Source organism: Streptomyces pyxinae (assembly GCF_024756275.1).
In the GTDB taxonomy this organism is placed as follows: Bacteria; Actinomycetota; Actinomycetes; order Streptomycetales; family Streptomycetaceae; genus Streptomyces; species Streptomyces pyxinae.
On the sequence record NZ_JANUGQ010000004.1, the window covers coordinates 187,305 to 208,419 of the forward strand.

Below are 21,115 nucleotides of genomic sequence, written 5' to 3' on the forward strand. Positions count from 1 at the left end.
GCCCGCCCGCCGAAGATCTTCTGTACATCGACTCTCGGTCATCGGAGGCGCCGGTTCAATCCCTTTCGCGGCCGGATGATCATCCGTTGGCGCCACCGGGCCCCGGTCCCTCCCCCGAGGTTCCGGCCAGCGCGGCGAGCAGCCAGTCGTGGGCCGCGCCCGGCGTCGGCTCGGCCGGGCCGGAGTCCGGGGCGGTCAGCTCGGCCACCAGGTCCCAGTAGCGGTCGATCCGGGGGTCGGCGGCCAGTCGCCGGCCGAGCAGCCGGCGGAAGGCGGGTATGTCCCGGACACCGCCCGCCCGGGCGTAGGCGGAGACGAAGCCGTCGAGCGCCTCGCCCGCCACCGGCGGCCGCCCGGCGCGCAGTTCGGGGGCGGCGAGGTCGTACGCCTCACGCAGCCCGGCGTAGAGCACGGCCGGCCGGACCCCCGCGTCCGGCCGGTGGGCGGCGGGCTGATGGGGAGCGGCACCGGCCCGGCAGTCGCCGGAGACCAGGGCGTGCAGCCGGGCGAAGGCCAGGACCCGGGACGGGTTCGGTTCCGCGGGCGGCTCGGGTACCGCCGCGTCCACCACGGCCGCGAGCAGCGGGGCCGGCAGCCGCGCCGGGCCCAGCCAGCGCCGCCAGAAGCGGGCCAGTGCCGTGGTGTCCGGCGGCATGGCGACGGCTCCGATCAGCCGCAGCCGGTCGGCGCGCTCCTCCGGCCCGCAGCCCTGGAGCGACCGGAGCGCCGCCTCCCGCCAGCGCAGGGCGGCCAGCCGGGTGCCGAGGTCGCTCAGCCGCTCCGCGACCAGGTCCTCCAGGTCGTCCTCGCGGTCGAGCACCCGCTCCACGTCCGGCACCGGCAGGTCCAGGCTCCGCAGCGAGCGGATCAACCGCAGCCGGTCCAGCGCCCCGGGACCGTATCTGCGGTGGCCGCCCGAACTGCGGCCCGCCGCGGGAAGCAGCCCCCGGTCCGAGTAGAAGCGGACCGTCTTGACGGTGACGCCCGCCCGCGCGGCCAGTTCCCCGATGCTCCAGAAGCCGTCGGCGCTCACCACTTGAACCTCCCTCAGGGGGAGTTCCTACCGTAACGGCGGACGTGACCGGCCGGAGGGGCCGGGGTGGCGACCGCCGCCGTGGCGGCCGTGCGTCCGGGAGGAGTCCGGGGATGACAAGAGACACGACGAGCAAGACGAGCAAGACGAACGCGGCGGACACGGCCGACACGCCGGACACACCGGTCGCGACGGGCACCACAGGGACGACGGGGACGGCAGGGGCAACAGGGACCGGGACAGCAGGGGCAGCAGGGACAGCAGGGACAGCAGGGACAGCGAGAACGGTGGACACAGCGGACGGGACCGGGGCGACGGACACGGCCGGCACGGCGGTGCCGACGGCCCGGCCGACGACGGCGTTCGTCCTGGTGGCGGGGGCGCATACCGGGAGCTGGGTGTGGGACGAGGTGGCCGGGGCGCTGCGGCGGGCGGGCGCGGAGGCGTACCCCGCCCCGCTCACCGGTCTGGAGGACGGCCGCCCGGCCGCCGTCCCGCCCGGCGTGGATCTGGAGACGCACATCGCGGAGCTGACCGGCCTGATCGACCGGACCGGAGCGGCGGAGCTGGTGCTCGTCGGCCATGGCTACGGCCTCCTGCCGGTGCTGGGCGCGGCCGGCCGGCGGCCGGGCCGGGTCGCCCGGATCGTTCATCTGGACACCGGGGTGGCGGAAGACGGTGATACGGCGCTGACGCTGCTGCCCGCCCTGGCGGAGCCGGCCGGCCGGGGGCCCTGGGTGGCGCCACCGGCTCGCGGTGACTGGCACCGGCTGGGCAGCACCGCCGGGCTCTCCCCGGCCGGCCTGGACCGGCTGGCCGGGCGCGCCGTGGCACAGCCGGCGGCCACGCTGACCGCCCCGCTCCGGCTGCCGGAGGCGGTCGCGGCGGTGCCGCGGAGCGGGGTGCTCTGCACGGGCAACGGCTCCACCCTCGCCCGGGTCGAGGAGCTGGTGGCCCTGGGCGACCCCCGGCTGCGGTCGCTCGCCGGCCCCCGGACCGGCTTCTTCGAACTGGACACCGGCCACTGGCCGATGCTCTCCGCGCCCGGCGAGCTGGCCCGGGTGCTGCTGGCGGCGGCGGCCGGCGAGGGCCGGCGGATCTCCCCGTCGGCGGCCGGAATCCCCGCTCGGCTGCGGCCGTTCCCGCTGAGTCCCGTGGAGCGGCCCCGGGACCGGATCGGGCGGGTGGACCTCTATGCCCCGGACGCCGACGGGCCCCGGCCGGCGGTGGTGTTCGTGCACGGCGGACCGGTGCCGGCCCGGGTGCGGCCGACACCACGGGACTGGCCGCTCTTCACCGGCTATGCCCGGTACGCGGCCGAGCGCGGGGTGGTGGGTGTGACGGTGGACCACCGGCTGCACGGGACCGGGGAGTACGAGCGGGCCGCCGGCGATGTGGCCGAGGCGGTGGAGGTGATCCGGGCGGACCACCGGGTGGACGGGGACCGGGTGGCGCTCTGGTTCTTCTCCGCCGGCGGGCTGCTGGCCGCGGACTGGCTGGCCGCCCCGCCGCCGTGGCTGCGCTGTCTGGCGGCGAGCTATCCGGTGCTGGCGCCGCTGCCCGGCTGGGGCGCGACCGGTGACCGGTTCCGCCCGGCGGCGGCGGTACGCGGGGCGGGGCGGCTGCCCCTGGTGCTGACCCGGGTGGGCCGGGAGAGTCCGGAGATCGCGGCGACGGTCACGGAGTTCCTGGCGGTGGCCGAGGAGTGCGGGGCGCGGGTGGAGGTGGTGGACGTACCGCACGGGCGCCACGCCTTCGAGACGCTGGACGTACCGGATCACGCCGCTGAGGTCCTGGGGGCGCTGGACCGGGCGATGGGGCTGGTGGTCGGCCTACTCCGCCCGGCGCGGGCGGCCGCCCCCGGGCCCGGCGGACGCCCGGACCGGGCCTCCCGAGGTCGGCCCCGCTGAGCACGGCCCGAGCGAGGAGCCGGCCGGCCACCTCGCCGGGGCCGCGCATGACCGGGACCGCTCAATGACCGCTCATCGTCGCTCGTGGTCGGAGAGACACCCCCTAGGAGCAGGTGTCTCCCGCGTCGCTCGTGCCGGTGCGGCCGGCGGCCGAGCCGTTGGAACCGGCCGGGCCGCCGTCGCCTCCCGGAGACAGCTCGAACCACACCACCTTGCCCACGCCGTGGCCGCGCACCCCCCAGGCGTCGGCGAGGCCGTCCACCAGCACCAGGCCGCGGCCGTGGGTGCCGTCGTCGACCGAGGGGCGGTGCGGGGTCGGCGGCGCGGCGAGGAAGTCCCGTACCTCCACGCGTAAACCGGCCGGGCCGAGGGTCGCCGTGACGACCGCGCCGCGCTCGGTGTGGATCAGCGCGTTGGTCACCAGCTCGCTGGTGAGCAGCTCCGCGACGTCGGCCGACCCGGGGCCGCCCCAGTGGCGCAGCAGTTCCCGCAGATCCTGGCGGATCTCCCGGACGGCCTTGAGATCGGCGGGGCCCACCTGGCGGTGCCAGCGCGCGAGTGGCCCCTGCTCCGGTCCGTCCGCCCCCTGCCCGGTCGCGCGCGGTCCGCGCTCGCCCGGGGCCGGCCCGGCCGCCCCTGCCTGACGCCCACTCATAACCCCCACCCGCACGTCATCGGCCCTTTCCGCTCGAACATGCTCACGGGATGCATGCCCGGGCCCACCGTGTGTCACGCATCGGTCACGGCGGAGCACGGGGGGCGCATGGGCGTAAGCCGCGCGAACCGGTCGCGCCGTGCGCGGGGTCCCGGGCCGGGCCCCCGCGCCGGATGTGCGGGGTGCCGGGCGGCCCTGACCCCGCGCCGGGGGTTCGGGGACGATTCAGGGGCGGGGACGGCTCGGGTGCGGGGACGGCTCAGGGGCGGGGGACGTTCCGCAGGTTGGAGCGGGCCATCTGGAGCATCTTGCCGACGCCGCCGTCCAGGACGACCTTGCTGGCCGAGAGGGCGAAGCCGGTGACCATGTCGGCCTTGATCTTCGGCGGGATGGAGAGCGCGTTGGGATCGGTGACCACGTCGACCAGCGCGGGACCCTTGTGCCGGAAGGCGTCCTTGAGGGCGCCCGCCAGTTCCTTGGGCTTCTCCACCCGCACTCCGTAGGCGCCGGCCGCGCGGGCGATGGCGGCGAAGTCCGGGTTGTGGTTGGCGGTGCCGTGCGCGGGCAGTCCGGCCACCATCATCTCCAACTCCACCATGCCCAGCGAGGAGTTGTTGAACAGCACGATCTTCACCGGCAGATCCTGCTGGACGAGGGTGAGGAAGTCGCCCATCAGCATGGTGAATCCGCCGTCGCCGGACATCGAGACGACCTGCCGCTTGCGGTCGGTGAGCTGGGCGCCGATCGCCTGCGGCAGCGCGTTGGCCATCGAGCCGTGGCTGAACGAACCGATGATCCGGCGCTTGCCGTTGGGGGTGATGTACCGGGCCGACCAGACGTTGCACATACCGGTGTCCACGGTGAACACGGCGTCGTCGTCGGCCATCTCGTCCAGCACCGAGGCGACGTACTCGGGGTGGATCGGGGTGTGCTTCTCCACCTTGCGGGTGTACGCCTTGACGACCCCTTCGAGCGCGTCGGCGTGCTTCTTCAGCATCTTGTCGAGGAAGGCGCGGCTCTTCTTCTCCCGGACCCGCGGGGTGACACAGCGCAGGGTCTCGCGCGCGTCGCCCCAGATCGCCAGGTCCAGCTTGGAGCGCCGGCCGAGGTGCTCGGGCCGCACATCCACCTGGACGATCTTGACGTCGTCGGGGAGGAAGGCGTTGTACGGGAAGTCGGTGCCGAGCAGGATCAGCAGATCGCACTCGTGGGTGGCCTCGTAGGCGGCGCCGTAGCCGAGCAGCCCGCTCATCCCCACGTCGTACGGATTGTCGTACTGGATCCACTCCTTGCCGCGCAGCGCGTGGCCGACCGGGGCCTTGACCCGCTCGGCGAACTCCATCACCTCCGCGTGCGCGCCCGCCGTGCCGCTGCCGCAGAACAGGGTGACCTTGCGGGCGTCGTCGATCATCCGCACCAGCGCGTCGATCTCGTCGTCGCCGGGGCGGACCGTCGGCCGGGAGGTGACCAGGGCGTGTTCGGTGGCCTTCTCCGGAGCGGGCTTGGCGGCGATGTCCCCGGGGAGGGTGACCACCGAGACGCCCCGTCGGCCGACCGCGTGCTGGATGGCGGTCTGGAGCAGCCGGGGCATCTGCTCCGGGCTGGAGATCATCTCGTTGTAGTGGCTGCACTCCTGGAAGAGCCGGTCGGGGTGGGTCTCCTGGAAGTAGCCCGAGCCGATCTCGCTGGTGGGGATGTGCGAGGCGAGGGCCAGCACCGGCGCCATCGAGCGGTGGGCGTCGTAGAGGCCGTTGATCAGATGGAGGTTGCCGGGCCCGCAGGAGCCGGCACACGCGGCCAGCTTCCCGGTGATCTGCGCCTCGGCGCCCGCCGCGAACGCGGCGGCCTCCTCGTGCCGGACGTGCACCCAGTCGATGCCGGCGGTGCGGCGGACCGCGTCCACCACCGGGTTGAGGCTGTCTCCCACGACCCCGTACAGCCGCTGCACACCGGCCCGGCCGAGGATCTCGACGAATTGTTCCGCGACGTTCTGCTTTGCCATGATTCCTATCAAGTCATGTCGGGCGTCGTTACGCCTCCCGGATGGCCACCCCCGTACGATCATCGGCGTACCCCGTCATCCCGGCCCGCATGTCCGGCACCCGTCCGGCGCCCTCCGGAACCCGGGCTTGGCGGAGCGGCGGGTGATACGGGGATGATGGCCGGCGTCGGGTGCGCGCCGTGGCCCGTTTCCACCGCGGCGCCCGGGAGCGACGGCGTCCGGCGGGGGTCCGGGGCGGAGGGGTGAGGGCACGATGCTGACCGCGATTGGTCTCGACGAACACCAGGAGTCCGCCTACCGGGCCCTGGTCGCGCTCGGCGCGGCCGAGGTGGCGGACCTGGCGCACCGGCTGGCGCTGCCGGAACCGGACACCGAACGGGCGCTGCGGCGACTGGAGTCCCAGGGGCTGGCCGCCCAGTCGTCGGCGCGGACCGGGCGCTGGGTGGCCGCGCCGCCCGGGGTGGCGCTGGGCGCGCTGCTGACCCAGCAGCGGCACGAGCTCGAACGGGCGGAGCTGGCGGCGGCGCTGCTGGCCCAGGAGTACCGGGCCGAGGCGGTGGAGCCCGCGGTGCACGACCTGGTGGAGGTGGTGACCGGGCGCAGCGCGGTGGCGCACCGGTTCCGCCAGCTCCAGCTGGGCGCGGCGCGGGAGGTGTGCGCGCTGGTCACCGGGGAGCCGCTGGCGGTGAGCGCCGCCGAGAACGAGGCGGAGGAGCGGGCGGCGGCCCGGGGGGTGGCGTACCGGGTGGTGGTCGAGCGGGAGGTGCTGGCGCTGCCCGGCGGGGTGCGGGAGCTGTCGGTGGCGCTGGGGCGCGGGGAGCGGGTGCGGGCGACCGAGCGGGTGCCGACCAAGCTGGTGGTGGCCGACCGGTCGCTGGCCATGGTCCCGCTCACCGGGCGGGGCGCCGAGCCGGCCGCCGTGATGGTGCACGGGAGCGGGCTGCTGGAGTCGCTGACCGGGCTCTTCGAGGCGGTCTGGCGGGAGGCGCTGCCGCTGCGGCTGGGCACCGGCGGCCGGGTGCTGGAGGGCCCGGCGCCCGGCCCGGACGGCACGGACCTGGAGATCCTCTCCCTGCTGCTGGCCGGGATGACGGACGCCAGTGTGGCCAAGCAGCTGGAGCTGGGGCTGCGCACGGTGCAGCGCCGGGTGCGGGGGCTGATGGAGCTGGCGGGGGTGACCACCCGGTTGCAACTCGGCTGGCACGCGTACGAACGCGGCTGGGTCGCCCGGTAGACCGTACCGGCGGTGGGCCGGTGTGCCGTACGTACGGCCTCCGATAGGTACGGCCTCCGGTAGGTACGCCCCCGTACGGCGGACCGGCCGGGCGGCCGTGCCGGGGGCCGTACCCGGCACCGGACACGGGCCGCGCGGCCGGCCGGTCCGTGCCCGGGCCACCGGGCCGCCGGGGCTCAGGGCTTGACGGCGACGGCGGCGTAGCAGGCGGCCTCGGCGGCGGTGACGCTCCCGAACGGCTCGTCCGGGTCGGGACGCCACTCATGGGTCGGCACCAGTCCCGGCTCCTGGATCTCGAAGCCGGTGAAGAAACGGGCGATCTCGGTACGGCTCCGGGCCTGGAGCGGGGTGCCGACGGCGACATAGGTGTCGGTGACCCGGGCCATCGCCGCCGGGTCGAAGTCCGGGGTGGCATGGCTGATGGTCAGCGCGCTGCCCGGGACCAGCCGCTCCATGAGCCGCTCGACGATCCCGTGGGCGTCCTGGTCGTCGGTGACGAAGTGCAGCAGGGCGTTGAGGCTGAGCACGACGGGCCGGTCCAGGTCGAGCGTCTGGTCGAGCACCGGGTGCCCGAGCAGCGTGCCGGGGTCGGTGACATCGGCCTGGACGTAGGCGGTACGGCCTTCGGGGTGGCTGTGCAGCAGGGCGCGGGCGTGCGCCAGCACGATGGGGTCGTTGTCGGTGTAGACGACCCGGGAGCGCCGGTTCACCGCCTGGGCGATCTCATGGAGGTTGGGCGACGTGGGGATGCCGGTGCCGATGTCCAGGAACTGGTCGTGGCCCCGCTCGGCGAGGAACCGGGTGGAGCGGTGCATGAAGCGGCGGTTGATGCGGGCGGCGGCCAGCGCCGAGGGGAAGGCCGCCAGGGCCCGGCCGGCGGCCTCCCGGTCGGCCGGGAAGTTGGTCACGCCGCCCAGGTAATAGTCGTACATCCGGGCCGAATGCGCCTTGTCGAGCTCCAGGTCCACGGCGTCGCCGCCCATTCTCCGCCCCCCGCGTGGTCAGGTGTCAGGTGGTCCCGCGCCAGGGGTGGCGCGAGGCAGCGCCACCCCTGGCGCCACCCGATGACTGCCCCGGGCCGTCCCGGGGCAACCGCCGCCACCGGAGGGACTCTCCGTTAACGCCGAAGTCGAGCCACCGCCCCCGGAGTCCCCGGCAGCGGCCGGGCCGGGGCGGCGACACCGCGAAGGGGCCCGGCGTGGGGCCGGGACCGGAGCGAGAGCCGTCGACCATGACCCCGGAGTGAACCGCCTGTCACGTCCCGCGAGAAAAGCGGAACCGGGGACGCGCGGAAGCAACGGTTCCGTCGCCTCGTGACCGGCCGTGGGACGGCTCAATTCCCGCGCCACCGGCCCCCGGTGGCGGGTGCCAGGTACCGGGTGGCACGGTGCGCGGCCGGCCGGGCACCACCGCTCGCGGCGCCGTCCCGGCCGTGGCCCGGTCCGGGCCCGTACGCGGCGGAAGCGCGTACGGGCTCGGGACCACCGCACGCCCGGGACCACCGCACGCGTGGGGCCCGGCCGGGCGGCCGGCGGACGCGAGCGGATCAGCGGGTCCGGATCAGCGGGTCCGGCCGCCCCGCTTGATGGCCGTCGCCTCACGGCTCGCGGCGACCGTGCGCTTCCAGTCCTTCAGGATCTCGGTCCGGAGCCGGGCGTCGGTCTTGGCGACGATCCGCTGGTTCTCGCGCTGCAGCTTCCGATAGCTGTCCAGCCGGCGCTCGGGCAGCTCGCCCGCGTCGATGGCGGCGAGCACCGCGCACCCCGGCTCGGTGCGGTGCGCGCAGTCGTGGAACCGGCACTCCCCGGCCAGCTCCTCGATCTCGGCGAACGTCCGGCCGACCCCGTGCCCGGCGTCCCACAGCCCGACACCGCGCAGCCCCGGGGTGTCGATCAGCACCCCGCCGCCCGGGAGCACCAGGAGGTTGCGGGTGGTCGTGGTGTGCCGGCCCTTGCCGTCGACCTCCCGGATCGCGCCGACGGCCATCGTGTCGGTGCCGAGCAGGGCGTTGGCCAGGGTGGACTTACCCGCGCCGGAGACGCCGAGCAGCACACTGGTCCCGCCCGCCACGATCTCCGCGAGCGCGCCCATACCCTCACCGGTGGCGGAGCTGACGGCCAGCACCCGCACCCCCGGCGCGCCGGCCTCGACGTCCTGGACGAGATGGCCGAGGACCACCGGGTCGGGCACCAGGTCGGCCTTGGTGAGCACCACCAGCGGCTGCGCCCCGGACTCCCAGGCCAGGGCGAGGAACCGCTCGATCCGGCCGAGGTCGAGTTCGCCGGTGAGCGCGACCGCCACCACGGCGTGGTCGACGTTGGCGGCGAGGATCTGGCCCTCGGACCGCTGGGACGACGTGGAGCGCACAAAGGCGGTACGCCGCCGCAGGCAGGCCCGTACGTACCGGGGCGTGCCCCCGGTGTCCACGGCGGCCCAGTCACCGGTGCAGACGACCCGCAGCGGGTCGTGCGGGGTGACGAAGGCGGTGTCGGCGCGGACGACTCCCTCGGCGGTGACGACATCGCACTGGCCGCGGTCGACGCGCACCACCCGCCCCGGCACATATCCGTCGGCGGCGTACGGAGCGAACTCCGCCTCCCAGGCGCTGTCCCAGCCGTACCGGGCGAGCGGATGCCCGGCGCCGGACGCGGCGGAGACAGAAGCGGCGGACGCGGAGAAGGAAACGGAGGAAGAGGAGGAAGACAAGGAGGAGCGAGACGGGGTGGAGAAGACCTCGTTCAAGGGGGAACCCTTCGAAGGGTGGCCCCGGCACGGCACGCCGCACGCGCGGCGGAAGAAGGGTCAGCCGGAGACCACAGGGATGGAAACGATGAACTCCTGCGTGCGGGCAGCGCCCGCCTCCGTGACAGTCATCAATGTCCTCACCCCCTGCTTCTTCTCAACCTCATGACGGATCGACACCGCTCACTCGCGCATCACTCACGCGTCCCTCGCGAACGGACGAGCAGAACCATAGCCCCGTCCGGGGGACGGCACCACCGAATTGGACGTCACCTCGCGAGAGCGGGAACGGCGGCCGGCATCTGACCACCCGGCCAGTCCAGCGCCGGACTCGGCCGGGCTCTGGTCACTCTGGCGTCGGAGTGGCGGTCAGCCTGCTCGCCGGAGTCACGATCACCTCGTTCTACGACCGCCGGCGCCCCACAGGACCGCCGGTACCAGTGCCACCAGGGCGCCGCCGAACCAGGGCAGCCAGTGGAGACCGCCGCCGTCGGCGATCCGTCCTCCGGTCAGCGCCCCCAGCGAGATGGACGCGTTGAAGACGGAGATGAACAGCGCCGAGGCCACGTCACCGGCGGCCGGGGCGACCCGCAGCACCCACGCCTGGGCGCTGAGCGACACGCCTCCGTACGCCGTTCCCCAGCCGATGAGCAGGATCCAGGCGGCGACCGGTGCCGCGCCGAACGGCGGGATCAGTACCACCGATCCGGCGAGCAGGACCGATACCGCGACGAGCGTGGGCCCGGGGGCGCGGTGGGCGCGCGTTCCCGCCAGGAAGTTCCCGGCCACCCCGGCGGCTCCGTAGCCGAGGAGCAGACCGCTGAGCAGTTCCGGAGAGGTCCCGGCGACCGATTCCAGCAAGGGACGCAGATAGGTGTAGACGCTGAAGTGACCGGTCACCAGCAGTGCGGTGACGAGCAGTCCGGTGCGCAGCCGCGCGTTACGGAGGAGGTCCGGCAGCTCCGCGAGCCGCACCGCCCGGCGGGACGGCAGCGGCGGCAGCAGCACCGCCAGGGCCACGAGGACCAGGAAGCACCCCAGGCCCATCAGCGCGAACGGGATCCGCCAGTTCCCCAGCCCCCCGACGAACGTGCCGAGGGGCACCCCGACGACGAACCCGACGGCGATTCCACCGAAGATCACCGAGGTGGCGGCCGGGGCGGCTCGCTCCGGCACCAGGCGGCCCGCGATGCCCACGGCTATCGGCCAGATTCCGCCGATGGCCAGCCCGATCAGCACCCGGGCGCCCAGCAGCACGGCGAAGTGGGGCGCGAACGCGGTGGCCAGATTGGCCGCCGTCAGCAGAACCATCAGCAGACACAGGACCGGTCTCCGGTCGTGGCGGCCGACGGCGAGGGCCAGCGGCGGCGCGGACAGCGCGGCCACGACCCCCGGCAGCGTCATCGCCAGTCCGGCGGTGCCCGGGGAGACCTGGAGCGCCGCGCTCATCGGGGTCAGCAGGCCGACGGGCAGCATCTCGGTGGTGACCAGGGAGAACACGGCGAAGGCCACGGCGGCCACCGTGAGCCGCCCGCGCAGCGGGGAGAGGGCCGGCCCGGCGGTGCCGGCCGGGGACGGTTCCGGCACCGCCACGGACGGGGCGGACGAGCGGGGAGCCGAGGGGTCGGACATGGCAGCGGATTTCCGTTCGCCTGGCGTGGGAAAAGCGGCGGGTGCGGACCCGAACGCCACTCCGGAAATACAGCACGGAGGCGGTCCGCATGCGCTTGCGGAAAAAGCGGTACAGGACGGGGCATGACAATGAATTTTCTCGACAGAGGCCGCGACCGGATTCGAACCGATGTAGACCGCTTTGCAGGCGGTTCCCTGACCACTCGGGCACACGGCCACCACCCTGGCGTCATTCGAACGGAGCGCCGTATGTGGTGATGAGGAGAACTTATCCGCCACCGGCTCGCCGGGTCAATGCCGGGAAAGCAGATATTTTCCACTCCCGGGAAATGCGACGGCGACAGGGGCAGCTGAGGGAAAACCCACTCACACGTCATGGCGCCGTCTCCTTTCCTGTTTTCCGGCCAGGAATTCCCCGTCCGGGACCGATTCCCGTCCGGGACCGCTCACCGTGCCGGCCGGGCGCCGTGGCGGCGGCCCGGCGGCACCGTGGCCCTCCCGGTCAGCGACGGGGGCTGCGCCCGGCGGTGGTGGCCACGCGGAGCGCCGCCTGCCTCGCACCGGTCCCGTCGTGCCCGGTCCCGGCACTCCCGCCCTCGCCGCTTCCGTCCTCGTCGCCGAGGGCGGCGAGGTAGCGCTCCGCGTCCAGCGCGGCGGCGCAGCCGCTGCCCGCCGCCGTCACCGCCTGGCGGTAGACGTGGTCGGCCACGTCCCCGGCCGCGAAGACACCGGGCACAGCGGTCCGGGTCGACCCCGGTTCCACCCGCAGATAGCCGTTCTCGTCCCGGTCGAGCACCCCGGCGAAGAGTTCACTGCGCGGAATGTGGCCGATCGCCTCGAAGAGACCGGTCACCGGGAGGGTCACCGTCCCGCCGGTGCGCACGGAGCGGGCGACGACCCCGGTGAGCGAGGTCGCGCCGCGCAGCTCCACCACCTCGTGTTCCAGCAGGAAGGTGATCCCGGGGTCGACGAGAGCGCGCCGCCGCATCACCCGCGAGGCCCGTAGCTCCGGGCGGCGGTGGACGACCGTCACCGAGCGTGCGTACCGGCTGAGGAAACAGGCCTCTTCGAGCGCCGTGTCACCGCCGCCGACCACCACCAGGTCCTGGCCCCGGAAGAAGAACCCGTCGCAGGTGGCGCACCAGGAGACGCCATGGCCGGCGAGCTCGTCCTCGCGGGGCAGACCGAGGCGGCGGTGCCCCGCCCCGGTGGCCACGATCACGGCGCGGGCCCGGTGGACCGCGCCCCGCGAGTCGGTCAACCGCTTGACGGGGCCGGTCAGTTCGACCGTCACCACATCGCGCTCCAGGGTCTCGGCGCCGAACCGTTCGGCCTGGGCGCGCATCCGGTCCATCAGCTCGGGTCCCTGGACGCCCTCGGGGAAGCCCGGGTAGTTCTCCACCTCGGTGGTCGTGGCCAGCGCACCGCCCTGGAAGGCCTCGCCGCACAGGACGAGCGGACAGAGCTCCGCGCGCGCCGCGTAGAGCGCCGCGGTGAACCCGGCCGGGCCCGAGCCGATGACGATCACCTCACGGGGCTCGTCGGCGCCGCCGTCCCGCGCGCCGGGCAGTCCACGGGGGGCGCCGGCCGGCTCGCCGGGTGGTCTGGGTCCCGGAAGCGACTCCGCGCTCACCGGCCCGGCTCCCCCGGGGCGGACACCGGGCCGGGGCCCCCGTCCCCCACGTGCAGCAGGCGGTTGGGCGAGTCCTCGCCGGCGTCCCGCACCCGGTCCTTGGTCGAGTCGTCGATCAGCGCCTTGTCCAGGTCGGCGGGGGTGGCGGCCGGCCGGGCCGCGAGCTGGAGGGCCGCGGCACCGGCGACCGCCGCGGCGGCGGCCGAGGTACCGGTCAGGGTGACCCACCGGCGGTCGGCGGCGGCGGACGCCGTCGGGATGCCGGCACCGGGTGCGAACAGATGCACACAGGAACCGTGGCTGGACCCCGCCGCCCTGCTGTCGTCCGGCCCGGTGGCGGCGGCGGTGAGCGCGGTGGTCTGGCGGCCCGGTGTCAGGTCGCAGGAGTCGGCGTCCGTGCCGTCGGAGCCGCCGCCCGCCGGGGCCGCGTACGCGATGCCCTTCTGGGTCATGTGGTAGAGCTGGAGGTCCAGTACGGAGGCAGCGGGGCCGGAGAAGCCGAGGGCGACCACGGCCGGCTTGCGGGCATGGCCGGTGATCCAGTCCACCGCGGTGAGCAGATGCTCCAGGGTGCCCTTCCCGTCGCAGCCCAGCGCCCGCACCGACTCCACGCGCGCCTGCCGGGCCACCCCGGCCGCCCGGCCCGCCGCGATCGCCGCGACGGCCGTGCCGTGGCCGTGGCAGTCCTGGCCGCCGCCGCCCTCGCGCCGGCTGATCGCGTCATAGGCGCCACGGGCCCGCCCGGTGAAGTCGCCGTGGCCGGTCCGTACTCCGGTGTCCACGACATAGACGCGCACGCCGGGCGCGCCCCGGGTGACGGAGTACCGGCCGTCCAGGGGCAGTTCCCGCTGGTCGACGCGGTCGAGCCCCCAGGGCACGGCCGCGGCCGGCGACGGGCTGCCGGAGCCGAGCGGCGCGAGCCGCCCGGCGACGGTGTAGATCTGGTCCTCGGTGACGGCGCCGACCCGGGTGTCCTTGAGGTACTTCCTCACCTGCTCCGGGGTGAGCGCGGTGGAGAAGCCCTGCATCGGATCGGTGTACACGCGCCGGACGCTGCCGCCGTGAGCGGCGGTCATCTCGGTGGCCACCCTGGTGACCGCCTCCGTCGTCGCCTCGACGTCATTGAGCCGGATGATGTGGACGGTGGCGTCCGGGGAGGTCCGTGCCACGGCGGCGGGCGAGGCCGCGCCGGTGTGCCCGGCGGCCTGCGCCGGCGAGGGCACCGTGGCGGCCAGGGGCAGACAGACGGCGGCGGCCAGGGCCGTGGTGAGGCGCGAGCGGGTGAGGCGTACGGCGGCCAGGGCGCGGGCACCGGCGGGGGCGGCCCGGCCGGTGCGCGCTTCCGGCGTCCGCTGCCGGCCGGTCGCGCTGTCGGGGTGATCCATGAGGTCTGCCTTTCGGGGGTGTGGGTCCGCCGGGACGGGTGCGGAGCCGGAGCGTCCGGGACCGCCCGGGGACCTCGGGGAACTCCCGGGGGGTTCCAGGGACTGCCGGAACCCCCCGGGGACTTCCGGGGACTTCCAGGGACTTCGGGGAACTTCGGGGGGAGGGCGGCCGGGTGGGCACCGGCCCGCGGCGGCGCCACGGGGCGCGATGCCGCGGGCCGGCACCCTGCACCCGTCACCGGCCGGGTGCCGGCCGGTTCTCAGGGCCTCACAGGTTGTTCAGCCAGGTGCGGAGCGCACGGGCGCCGTCCCAGCCCTCCATCCGGCTGCCGGCCTCCGCGCCGTTCCGGAGGTTCACCAGCGTCGGCAGACCGCTGACCTTGAACTTCCTGACCAGGTCACGGTTGGTGTCGGCGTCGACGCGCGCCCAGATCCAGGCGCCCTTGTCGTCCTTGTTGTACTGGGCGAGGTAGGGCTTCTGCTTCTGGCACCAGGAGCACCAGGTCGCGGTGAAGTCCAGCACCACCGGCTTGGTCTTCGAGTACTCCACCACCTGCTGGTAGTTGGCCGAGGTGACGTCGATCTCGGAGGGGGTGTCGGCCGCGGCCCGGTACGTCACCGGGGCGGCGGGGGCGGCGGCGACGGCGGGCACGGCGGCCCCGCCCAGCATCAGCAGGGCGGTGGTCGCCGCCGTGGCGAGTGTCTTGAACATGACATTTCCTTTCGGTGGGGCGGACGGACTGCCCCGGGACCGGGTGGCCCCGGGGCCCGACGGCCGGGAACGAGCGATCGGAACAGATGGCCGGGACGCGGGCCCGGCGGGCGGGCCACCCCGGCCGGTGCGGCGCACCGGGACCGGACGGGCTCCGCCGGGGACCGGGGCTCAGCCGGGCGAGCCGGCACCGGGGCCGGGCCGAACCGCGGCGCGGGTGCCTTCGGTGGGCAGCCCGGCGGACACCCAGTCCTCGATGCCCTCGCGGTACTTGCGCACATCGGCGTAACCGAGTTCGGCCAGCCGGGCGCCGACCAGTTCGCTGTTGCGGCAGGGCACGTTGGCGCAGTAGACGACGACCGGCACGGACTTGTCCGGCACCACCACGGGCGCGTGTTCGTCCGTGAACCCGGCCGCCTCCTCGTACGGGAAGCCGGGGATGTTACGGGCGCCGGGAAGGTGCTCGCGCGCGTAGTAGTCGGCGGGCATGGTGTCGACGACGATCACGGACTGGTCCCGTATCGCCTGCCGGAGCTCTTCCCTGGCGATCAGCGGCAGCACGGCGGCCTCCTGAGGTAGTGGGGGTTCTCGGTGACCGGCGGGGACGGGGGCGGTACGGCCCCGCCGGCGGGGGTGGCTGGTCCCGGAGGGGCGACCCAGGGCGGGCGCTCCCCGGAAGTCCCTCCGGGCCCCGGGGGCGCGCCGGGGCGTACGCCGGGCGGGCACTCTCCGGACGGACGTGCACCGGGCGGACTCCGAGCGGACGTGCACCGGGCGGACGTTCACCAGGCGGACTCCGGACGGACGTACATCAGGCGGACTCCGGACGGACGTGCACCGGGCGGGCCCCGGTCCGGGCGGGCCTAATCCGGACCGGCGTTCACCGGGCCGGCGTTCACCGGGCCGGGCTCGGTGCGCCGGGGCCGCACGGGGCGGGTCCGCCCATCGGCCCCGGTGCGGCGGGCCAGGGCGAGGCCGGCCGCGGCGTACAGGACGAACGCCGCCAGCAGCGAGTTCACGGCCGGGATGCCCGGCTCCACCCAGGTGCCCGCGGCCCAGCCGGCGGCCCAGCACACCAGGGAGAGCGGCAGCCACGGGGCGCTCGTCTCCGGCAGTACGCCCTCGGCCCGGGCCCGGTCGAACACGGGACGGCACTCGCGCACCACGAAGTACTCGGCGATGAGGACGCCGGCCACCGGGGGCGCCAGCACGCCGAGTGTGGTCAGGAAGCCGGTGAAGTGGCCGGCGATGCCCACGGCGGAGAGCAGGGTGCCCACCGCTCCGAGGACGAGCGTGACCCCGCGCCGGCCCAGCCGCCGGCCGAGGAGCACCTCGGCGGAGTTCACCAGGCCCAGCGAGGACGAGTAGAGATTCCAGTCGTTGATCTTGACGATCGCGGTGGCCAGGACGAAGGTGCCCAGCAGTCCCGACGAGGAGGTGATGATGCCGACCACGTCCGGGCTGCGGGCGGCATGGCCGAGCAGGACCGCGGTGAGACCGATGACGTACTCGCCCAGCGTCACACTGATGAGGGTCTGTTTGACGACATCGGCCGAGCTCCGGTTGAAGCGGGTCATGTCCGGAGTCATGATCGCGCCGAGCACGAAGGCGCCCGCCACCAGTGTGGTCCCCGCCGCCAGGGACATCGCCGGGCCCGGCGGCGGGGCGGTGACCAGTTCCCGCAGGGAGTGGTCGCGCAGGGTGTCCACGATCGCGTAACCGGCCAGCGCCAGGAAGGCCGGGACGGTGAGCCACGCGGTCCGGGCCATCGCCTGGAAGCCGTACAGCGCGATCACCGTGACCGCGGCGCCGCCGGCGATCGCCCACGCCCAGGCGGGTGCCCAGCCGGCCAGGCCGTGCATGCCCTCGGCGAAGACGCCGTTCTGGACGCCGAACCAGCCCGCCAGGCTCAGCGAGATCAGCAGGCCGACCGCCGCCGACCCCTTGTGCCCGAAGCCCGCCCACCGGGCCAGCACGGAGGTGGAGAGCCCCTCCCGGACACCGGCGATCCCCAGGGCGATGGTGACGCACTCCAGCAGGACGGAGCCGAAGGTGATCGCCAGGAACGCGTCCCGGAAGGTCATGGAGTATCCGAGGACGGCACCGACCATGAACTGCTGGAACGAGGAGACCTGCCCGAATCGCTGCACGGCCACGGAGACCCAGGAGTGCCGCGCCGCCCGGGGCACGGGCGTCAGCGCGTAGTCGTCACCGGCCTCCGCCGGCCGGGCGGCCCTCATACCGGCTCCCCCGCCCGGACCTTCTCCGTCACCAGCAGAAAGCCCTGCCGCTCGGCGGGGCGCCAGGCCAGTTCCCCGCGGTAGAGGCGCTCCAGGAAACGGACCCGCTGGTGGTAGACGAAGAGCGAGGGACGCCCGGGACTGTCCAGGCAGATGGTGGCCGAGTCCGTGAAGAGCGGCAGCTCCGCCAGGAAGTAGCGCACCGCCAGGGCGAGTTGCTCCTCGGTGGGCTCCCGCCCGTCCGGCAGCCTGCGGTCGAGCACCCAGCGGGAGGCGTCCAGACAGGCGGCGCGGAAGGCGTCGTCCGAGTCGAACAGCCGCTGTGCGGCCTCGCGCAGTTCCTGGTAGCGAGGGGACGCCGCCAGGCGCCGCGCCCCCCACACCAGGCTCTCGGGCCGGGAGATCCCGAGCGAACCGAGCGCGGTGGCCAGCTTGTTGTGCACATAGGCGCCCTGGCGGGCGGCCTTGTGCCGGGCACGCCCGGCCGGGTAGCCGAGGGCTTCGAGGGTGAAGGCGGCCGGGCCGTCCGGGACGAAGAAGTGGCAGGACCCGAAGCGGGACATGGCCCAGGCGGCCAGCGCGGCGATGCGCCGAGTGCTGAAGTAGCTATTGAATGGGCTGATACCGATGCACACATGGTCAGCCTCAGACAATACAAACTTGCACTTGTCAGTGAGTGGTTCAAGGTCGAACATTATCCGCCCTTGCGGTGGTGGGGGGAAACAGCCGTGCGGCGGGGGCTCGCGATTCAGCAGGGAGGAGTCTCACGCGAAACGCACGGTCCCGGTAATGTCGGGCCGCTATGCCTTCGGCGCATATCCCGCTCACCGCCCGGGGGACATAATCGGCATAACCGCCAAACGAATCCGTATGGCCGCACGGTCTACTCGCGTCACCTTTACAGGTGTGCGAATTTACTCGCAGGTGTGGTGGGGGGAACGCGATGGCGGTTTACTGCCCGCCATGAATCTTGAGATACGGCATCTGCGCATCCTCCGCGCCGTGGCCGAGCTCGGCAGTGTCAACCGGGCGGCCATCGCCCTCGGCCTGTCCCAGCCGAATCTCAGCAGACAGGTGCGCCGGCTGGAGCAGACCCTGGGCGGAACCCTCTTCGAGCGGGACATCCGGGGCACCCGGCCCACCGAGCTGGGAACTGCCGTCCTGGGCCGCGCCGAACCGATCATGCGTCTCCTCGACGAACTGGAGCAGCAGCTGACGACGCTGCACACGCAGCGGGACCGGCTGCTGCGCGTGGGGTGGGCCACCACTCCGCTGTACGAGCTCCTGCTGCGCTGCCTGGACTGCCTCGACGCCGGCAACCGGCGCCCCCGGGTGGTGACCGCCGCCTCCTCGTGGGAACTGACCGAGCTGGTCCGGGCGGGCGAGATCGACATCGCGCTGATCGACCACGAGAGCGACACCCCGCCGGTGTGCCGGCCCGGCCTGGCGGAGGTGGTCCTCGGCTGGTCACGGGTGGCGCTGGCGCTGGGCGCCGGTCACCCCCTGGCCGACGGCGGGCGCATCGTCATGGCCGACCTCGCGGACGAGGACTGGATCACCTGCTCGGGTCCTGACGGCTGTCCCGACAAGCTGCGCGCGCTCTGCGAGGGCTTCGGCTTCGCCCCCCGGCTCGCCCATGACATTCCGGTGAACGGCTGCCGGGGCAGTGTCATCCGCAACCAGCGGTGCGTCACGCTCGCCCAGGTACTGCGCCCGGTCGGCCCGGGAGTGGTCCTGCGGCCGGTCGCCGACCTGTCCCGGGGTGTGCGGCACTGTCTGCTGTTCCGTACCGACGGCCCGGGCGCCGCGTTCCTCCCCGCGCTCACCCGGAGCCTCTCCTGCGCGCTGCGCGCCCTCGCCCATCACCGGGCCCCGGCGTCGGGGGCCCCGGGGCGCCGGGCGGTGCGGCCACCGTGACGGGCGCCCGGCTCCGCCGCCCCGTTCCCGTTCCCCTTGCCGTTCCCCGCACGATGCCGCCGTCCGCACGAGACCGCCGTCCGGCCGGCCGCGACCCGTCCCCGCTCGCCAACTCGCCCACCCGGATTCCCCCATGAACATCGAACTCCAGGATCTCAGACTGCTGCGGGCGATCGACGAGGCCCGCACCCTGCACGGCGCCGCCTGCCTGCTCGGCATCAACCAGGCGAACGTCAGCCGCCGTCTGCAACGGCTGGAACGGGTCTGCGGTCTGCCGCTGTTCCGCCGATGTCCCGGTGGAGTAGTGCCCACCGCCGCCGGGGGGCTGCTCCTGCACTACGCCCGGCGCGTCCTGCCGCTGGTGGACGAGCTGTGCGCCACCGCCGCCCGGAGCGACCAGGAGCGGGCCGCGCACCCCGAGGACGGGAAGCCGCACGGCGAACGCCCGGGGCCGCGCGGTGAGGGCCCGGGGACATGAGGAAGCGCCGGCCCCCACCGTGCCGGGACGCCACCGTGCCGGGACACCGCGCCGCCGGGGCCCAGGACCGGCGGCGGCCGGGCCGGTCAGCGGGCCACCGGGAGCACCCGGCGGAGGGCGGCGTCCAGGTCCCGGGCCAGCTCCTTGTCGGAGGGCGGGTCGTCCTCGAAGAGCCGGCTCAGCCCGCTCAGGAAGGTCTGGCTGAAGGCCCCGTAGTGCGGGGTGCGGGGGCGCTCGACCACGGAGCCGTTGAGGGCGGGGAGCAGGATGGTACGGGCGTACCGCGGGCGCCCGTTCGCGTCCCGGGGCATCCGGTCGGCGCTCTCCGGCGCACCACCGCCCGGAGCGCCGGTGGTGGTCGGGGAGGCGCCGTGCGACGGCAGCCGGCAGGTGACCCGCTCGTCGGAGTAGGCCGAGGTGCGGGTGGCGGCGAACCCGGCGTCCAGCAGGCAGCGTTCGCTGCGCCGGTCGGTGAGGAAGGCGATCAGCTCGCGGGCCGCCGCGGCCCGGGGGCCGGTGGCCGCCGTGGTGACGGCGAGGTTCTGACCGCCGAGCACGGCCCGGCCGGGCAGCGGGGCCACGCCCAGCTGTTGCGCGTTCAGCGACTGGTGGAGGATCCGGTAGGCGTAGGGCCAGTGTCTCAGGAAGGTGGTCCGGCCGTCGGCGAAGGCGGTGAGCGAGGCGGTCTCGTCGGAACCGGTGGCCTCGGACAGCAGGTCGGAGGCGTCGGTGCGGACACGCAGTTCGTCGAGGCCGTCCTCCAGGACACCGGGAGTGCCGGTGTACCGGCCGCGCTCGTCGGTGAGCCCCTGTCCCTTCGCCATGACGGAGGCGAACGCCTCGATGCCGTTGACCGTCAGGCCCTCGTACGGCGCCAGTTGGGTGGTCCAGCCGGCCTCCTGTCCCGGGGGCCGCCGGTGTTCGACGGTACGGATCAGGCCGCGCAGCTCGGTCCAGGTGGTGCCGGAACCCAGCCGGGTGTCCCGCACCCCGGCCCGCGTCAGATGGTCGCGGCGGTAGTAGAGCAGGCCGACATCGGTGTTGAACGGTACGGAGTACACCGCGTCGTTCCACCGGGCGGTGCGGGCCACGGAGTCGATGACGTCGCCGTCCAGGAACGCGGGGTCGAGCGACTGGACCAGCCCGGCCTCGGCGAACTCCGGGACCCAGGTGACGTCGAGGTTGACCACGTCGTACCGGGCGCCGCCGGACTGGAGGCCGCCCAGGAGCTGGCTGCGCTGCTCGTCGGCGGAGCCGGGGAGCTCCACCAGCCGGGCCCGGTAGGCCACTCCGGGCCGCGCGTTCCACTGCTCGATCAGCCGCTCCCGGATGCCGCCCTTACCGGTGACGTCCCGGCCGCTGGCCACGATCAGCGGGTCGCCGGGGCCGGGCGCGGACGGGCCCGGGGCGGGGCCGGTCCCGTCGTCCCCGGCGGAACAGGCGCCGAGCAGCGAGGCCGTCGCGGTGAGGAGGAGGGCGAGCAGGGCGGCGAGCGCGGCGGAGCTACCGCGCCTCCGCATCCGGCCGGGTCGCCGGACGCGC

At 74.4% G+C, this 21,115-nt stretch carries 17 protein-coding genes and 1 tRNA gene; 4 read left to right on the forward strand and 14 right to left on the reverse strand.

Annotated elements, in window-relative coordinates; genetic code table 11:
- Window positions 1–79: 79 nt before the first annotated feature.
- Window positions 80–1,033 (reverse strand): MerR family transcriptional regulator, encoded by a 954-nt coding sequence (locus NX801_RS07120; RefSeq protein WP_258786435.1) that lies wholly within the window; start codon window positions 1,031–1,033, stop codon window positions 80–82.
- Window positions 1,034–1,368: 335 nt separating this feature from the next.
- On the opposite strand from NX801_RS07120, the gene NX801_RS07125 reads away from it, so the two are divergent.
- On the forward strand, window positions 1,369–2,943 hold the full coding sequence (locus NX801_RS07125; RefSeq protein ID WP_258786436.1) for a S9 family peptidase: 1,575 nt from the start codon (window positions 1,369–1,371) through the stop codon (window positions 2,941–2,943).
- A gap of 103 nt (window positions 2,944–3,046) precedes the next feature.
- Here the strand turns inward: NX801_RS07125 and NX801_RS07130 are convergent, their stop codons facing one another.
- Both NX801_RS07130 and NX801_RS07135 read right to left on the reverse strand, forming a co-directional pair.
- Window positions 3,047–3,598: an ATP-binding protein gene (locus NX801_RS07130; protein WP_258786252.1), complete on the reverse strand. Its 552-nt coding sequence runs from the start codon at window positions 3,596–3,598 to the stop codon at window positions 3,047–3,049.
- A gap of 259 nt (window positions 3,599–3,857) precedes the next feature.
- Entirely contained in the window at window positions 3,858–5,600 is a 1,743-nt protein-coding gene (locus tag NX801_RS07135) for a pyruvate dehydrogenase (RefSeq protein WP_258786253.1), read from the reverse strand.
- Window positions 5,601–5,853: 253 nt separating this feature from the next.
- Here NX801_RS07135 and NX801_RS07140 point away from each other — a divergent pair, with 253 nt between their 5' ends.
- On the forward strand, window positions 5,854–6,834 hold the full coding sequence (locus tag NX801_RS07140) for a helix-turn-helix domain-containing protein (RefSeq protein WP_258786254.1): 981 nt from the start codon (window positions 5,854–5,856) through the stop codon (window positions 6,832–6,834).
- Window positions 6,835–7,010: 176 nt separating this feature from the next.
- Here the strand turns inward: NX801_RS07140 and NX801_RS07145 are convergent, their stop codons facing one another.
- From NX801_RS07145 to NX801_RS07190, 10 genes are all read right to left on the reverse strand, one after another.
- Window positions 7,011–7,817 (reverse strand): SAM-dependent methyltransferase, encoded by an 807-nt coding sequence (locus NX801_RS07145; protein ID WP_258786255.1) that lies wholly within the window; start codon window positions 7,815–7,817, stop codon window positions 7,011–7,013.
- A gap of 577 nt (window positions 7,818–8,394) precedes the next feature.
- The gene (gene rsgA, locus NX801_RS07150) at window positions 8,395–9,540 is read right to left on the reverse strand and encodes a ribosome small subunit-dependent GTPase A (RefSeq protein WP_258786256.1); all 1,146 of its coding nucleotides are present in this window, start codon (window positions 9,538–9,540) and stop codon (window positions 8,395–8,397) included.
- A 429-nt stretch (window positions 9,541–9,969) separates the two neighbouring features.
- Complete coding sequence (locus tag NX801_RS07155) at window positions 9,970–11,208, reverse strand: MFS transporter (RefSeq protein WP_258786258.1); 1,239 nt, start codon at window positions 11,206–11,208, stop codon at window positions 9,970–9,972.
- Between the two features lie 146 nt (window positions 11,209–11,354).
- Window positions 11,355–11,425 (reverse strand) — tRNA-Cys (locus NX801_RS07160).
- Window positions 11,426–11,710: 285 nt separating this feature from the next.
- Entirely contained in the window at window positions 11,711–12,778 is a 1,068-nt protein-coding gene (gene trxB / locus NX801_RS07165) for a thioredoxin-disulfide reductase (protein WP_258786437.1), read from the reverse strand.
- Window positions 12,779–12,837: 59 nt separating this feature from the next.
- Complete coding sequence (locus NX801_RS07170; protein WP_258786259.1) at window positions 12,838–14,226, reverse strand: S8 family serine peptidase; 1,389 nt, start codon at window positions 14,224–14,226, stop codon at window positions 12,838–12,840.
- A 268-nt stretch (window positions 14,227–14,494) separates the two neighbouring features.
- Window positions 14,495–14,938: a thioredoxin family protein gene (locus NX801_RS07175; protein ID WP_258786260.1), complete on the reverse strand. Its 444-nt coding sequence runs from the start codon at window positions 14,936–14,938 to the stop codon at window positions 14,495–14,497.
- A 171-nt stretch (window positions 14,939–15,109) separates the two neighbouring features.
- Window positions 15,110–15,499, reverse strand: a complete 390-nt coding sequence (locus NX801_RS07180) for a rhodanese-like domain-containing protein (protein WP_258786261.1) — start codon at window positions 15,497–15,499, stop codon at window positions 15,110–15,112.
- Between the two features lie 302 nt (window positions 15,500–15,801).
- The gene (locus tag NX801_RS07185; RefSeq protein WP_258786262.1) at window positions 15,802–17,178 is read right to left on the reverse strand and encodes a purine-cytosine permease family protein; all 1,377 of its coding nucleotides are present in this window, start codon (window positions 17,176–17,178) and stop codon (window positions 15,802–15,804) included.
- Window positions 17,175–17,813, reverse strand: a complete 639-nt coding sequence (locus NX801_RS07190; RefSeq protein WP_428986079.1) for a tRNA-dependent cyclodipeptide synthase — start codon at window positions 17,811–17,813, stop codon at window positions 17,175–17,177. The genes NX801_RS07185 and NX801_RS07190 overlap by 4 nt, the downstream gene beginning before the upstream one ends.
- Window positions 17,814–18,141: 328 nt before the next feature.
- Between NX801_RS07190 and NX801_RS07195 the strand changes: the two genes are divergently transcribed.
- Window positions 18,142–19,095, forward strand: a complete 954-nt coding sequence (locus NX801_RS07195) for a LysR family transcriptional regulator (RefSeq protein WP_258786264.1) — start codon at window positions 18,142–18,144, stop codon at window positions 19,093–19,095.
- Window positions 19,096–19,228: 133 nt separating this feature from the next.
- The gene (locus tag NX801_RS07200; protein ID WP_258786265.1) at window positions 19,229–19,573 is read left to right on the forward strand and encodes a helix-turn-helix domain-containing protein; all 345 of its coding nucleotides are present in this window, start codon (window positions 19,229–19,231) and stop codon (window positions 19,571–19,573) included.
- An 86-nt stretch (window positions 19,574–19,659) separates the two neighbouring features.
- Here NX801_RS07200 and NX801_RS07205 read toward each other — a convergent pair whose 3' ends face one another.
- The gene (locus NX801_RS07205; RefSeq protein ID WP_258786266.1) at window positions 19,660–21,093 is read right to left on the reverse strand and encodes an extracellular solute-binding protein; all 1,434 of its coding nucleotides are present in this window, start codon (window positions 21,091–21,093) and stop codon (window positions 19,660–19,662) included.
- Window positions 21,094–21,115: the final 22 nt, after the last annotated feature.